General features: G+C 64.5%; 1 protein-coding gene. It reads right to left on the bottom strand.

Annotated elements, in window-relative coordinates; genetic code table 11:
- Positions 1-36: 36 nt before the first annotated feature.
- On the bottom strand, positions 37-1,281 hold the full coding sequence (locus ABIA35_RS49405; RefSeq protein WP_370362648.1) for an IS256 family transposase: 1,245 nt from the start codon (positions 1,279-1,281) through the stop codon (positions 37-39).
- Positions 1,282-1,395 lie beyond the last annotated feature (114 nt).

Raw genomic sequence — 1,395 nt, 5'->3', positions numbered from 1 at the left:
GATGGCGTCCTTTCGAGTGGTGTAACTGATCTTTGGTCAAGTGGTCTTTTTGGCTCGTGGCAGTGCCGTCGGTCCGGTGAAGACGGCGGTGGTTTCGGTGCCGAGCAGTTCGGCCATGGATGCCTCGGACAGGTACCGGCGGTCGGCGACCTGCCATTCGTCGTGGAGTTCGGCGAGTACCGCCCCGGCGAGTCGCGCCAGGGCGGCAGGGTTGGGAAAGACTTGGACAACGTCGGCTCGCCGTTTGATCTCGCGGTTGAGGCGTTCCAGCGGGTTGGTCGACCAGATCTTGGTCCAGTGCGCCGTGGGGAAGGTGGCGTAGGCAGTGATGTCGGCCTCGGCCGCGCGCAGCATGTCCTTGACAGTGGGGAACTGTTCGGCGAGCAGGTCGGCGACTAGGTGCAGCTGGGTGCGCACGCCGGCTGCGTCGGGCTGGGCGAAGATGGTGCGGATGGTGGCGGCGACCATCTGGCCGGAGCCGGCCTCGATCCGAGCAAGAACATCTCTCACAAAATGGACTCGGCATCGTTGCCAGGCTGCACCGAGGAAGACCTGCGCGATCGCGGCGACCAGCCCGGCGTGGGCATCAGAGATGACCAACTGAACGCCTGACAGGCCACGGGCCCGCAAACCCCTGAGGAACTCCTTCCAGAACGCCTCGGTCTCGTTGTCCCCAACGGCGAACCCCAGCACCTCCCGATCGCCGCCGGCGTTGACCCCGGTGGCGATCACCACGGCCTGGGAGACGATCCGGTGGTTGACCCGGGCTTTGCAGTAGGTCGCGTCCAGAAAGATGTACGGGAACACGGTGTGATCAAGCGGCCGGTCGCGGAACGCCGCAACCTCCGTATCAAGGCCAGCGCAGATCTTCGACACCTGCGTCTTGGAGATGCCGGAGTCCGCGCCGAGGGCTTTGACCAGGTCATCGACCGATCGGGTGGACACGCCGTGGACGTACGCCTCCATGATGACCGCGAACAGCGCCTGATCGATACGGCGTCGCCGCTCCAACAGACTCGGGAAGAACGTGCCAGTGCGCAGCTTGGGAATGTGCAACTCCACGTCCCCGGCGGTGGTGGTCAGGCCGCGGTCACGGTGTCCGTTGCGCAGGTTCGTGCGCTGCTCGCTGTGCTGATACGGCACCGCGCCGATCGCCGCGGTCGCCTCGGCCTCGATGAGTTCCTGCAGAATCCGCTCCAACACGGTGCGAACCATGTCCACATTGTTCGATGAACGCAGTGACGCCAGCAGGTCCAACAGTTCAGACTGGGAGAGAGCCATCGCAGGGCCGCCCTTCGGGAAACTTCGAACACTTCCCTACGAACGTCCTGCGATGGCTCCCAACGCGCTAGAGCCCAGCTCAAGGTCAGTTACACCACACCAGCGGACGTGACC

This window comes from Catenulispora sp. MAP12-49, from assembly GCF_041262705.1.
GTDB lineage: Bacteria > Actinomycetota > Actinomycetes > Streptomycetales > Catenulisporaceae > Catenulispora.
Note: the sequence above shows the minus strand (reverse complement) of the source record. Positions and strands in the feature narration are given on the sequence as shown.

Coding starts and splice junctions, on each gene's coding strand:
- ABIA35_RS49405 (WP_370362648.1), bottom strand. CDS start 1,281: ATGGCTCTCTCCCAGTCTGAACTGTTGGACCTGCTGGCGTCACTGCGT.